The following is a 1,494-nucleotide window of genomic DNA, read 5'->3' as shown; positions in this document are numbered from 1 at the left end:
GCTGTTCTTACGAACCTTGATCGTCTTCTTCACGGCCCACACCCCCCTCCCGCACTCGCACCAGTCACACGGGACCACTACCGGGCTCAGCCCAGAAGGGTGCCCAGGTAGTTGCTGTTCTTACGAACCTTGATCGTCTTCTTCACGGCCCACACCCCCCTCCCGTACTCGCACCAGTCACACCGGGGACCACCAGCTGGGCTCAGCCCAGAAGGGTGCCCAGGTAGTTGCTGTTCTTACGAACCTTGATCGTCTTCTTCACGGCCCACACCCCCCTCCCGTACTCGCATCACCATCGAGGTCACCGGCCGGCGCCGCTCCACCGCCGTCCACCCGCACCACCCCGCCCCGGCCCCGGCCCGGTTCTCGGTCGTCCGCCTCTCGATGCGGGCCGCCCGCCCCCGCCACTGCCACCCGCCCCACCCCGCCCGCCGGCCCCTTGCCGGCCCTGCCTCGTACCGCGCCGCCGGGGGACACGCCCCACAAGCAGCGCAGCAGCAAGAACACGGGCCCGGACAAGGACACGAGCGGCGCGGGAGGAAAAACGAGCGGGAGACGAAGAGAGGGGGAAGGCGCCGTGGTGCCGCACAGAGGGCACCCGGGAGAGAGGAAGAAAGAGAATCGGGAAGAGCGAAGAAAGGGAGGGGGAAGGAGAACCTTCCCGGGGTGGGACGTGGTCGGCAGAAACGATTCACCGGAGCCGGTCACCGGTCACCGGTCACCGGGCTCAGCCCAGGAGGGTGCCCAGGTAGTTGCTGTTCTTACGCACCTTGATCGTCTTCTTCACGGCCCACACCTCCCTCCGTCGTGGATTCGCTCCCGCGGGCGGCACACCGCCCGCAAGCACCACCCGGGCCGGCGGCACACCCACACCGAACACCCGGGCCGGCCCGCAACCCCCCTCTCACCGCACCCGGCCACCGCACCCCGGCAACACCGCACCGGAGGGGGCCATCACGGCCAACACACCACGAAGAGGGGCTCGCGCCACACCGAAAACCGTGAGAGTGAGATCCCGGCAGCCGGCCCTCAGGCCGCCGCCATCCTCACCCGCGCCGCACCACCCTTGTCACCCAGCACCACCTCACCCGACTCCGTGTACACGGTCGTGTCCGGCGAAATGATGTCCAGATGGAACTGCGTGAACGGCGTCAACCCCAGACCCCAGTGCAGACAGCCCCGCTCACCCCCGTACACCTCGTTCATCGCATGGTTACCGGGAAGAATGTCCAAACTCGTGTTCAACGCATGCCCGATCTCCCACACCAGCGCATACCGCGAATCAATCTCAAACATCGACTCGAACACCCGCGCCACATCCGCGCCCTCACGACGGAACGGCTTCAACGAGGTGATCACACCCTTCGACACCTCACACACCACCGCCTCGTCCTTCAGCGCCGCCAACCGGCCCGCGAGCCGCGCCTGGTCCTTCCGCGTGAACGACGGCGTCCCACTGTGCAGGATCGGCACCCCACGAAACGCGATCGACCC

General features: G+C 67.3%; 1 protein-coding gene and 1 pseudogene. Both read right to left on the bottom strand.

The annotated features are described in order from the left end of the window. Positions 1-727 precede the first annotated feature (727 nt). On the bottom strand, positions 728-871 hold the full coding sequence (locus tag ACFWUQ_RS31455) for a hypothetical protein (RefSeq protein ID WP_384544826.1): 144 nt from the start codon (positions 869-871) through the stop codon (positions 728-730). 158 nt (positions 872-1,029) lie between these two features. Further along, positions 1,030-1,494 (bottom strand): annotated as a pseudogene (locus ACFWUQ_RS31450) (hypothetical protein); the annotation flags it as partial.

Source organism: Streptomyces sp. NPDC058662 (assembly GCF_042716255.1).
Classification (GTDB): Bacteria; Actinomycetota; Actinomycetes; order Streptomycetales; family Streptomycetaceae; genus Streptomyces.
The sequence above is the reverse complement of the archived record's forward strand: the minus strand, read 5'-3'. Positions and strand labels throughout refer to the sequence as shown.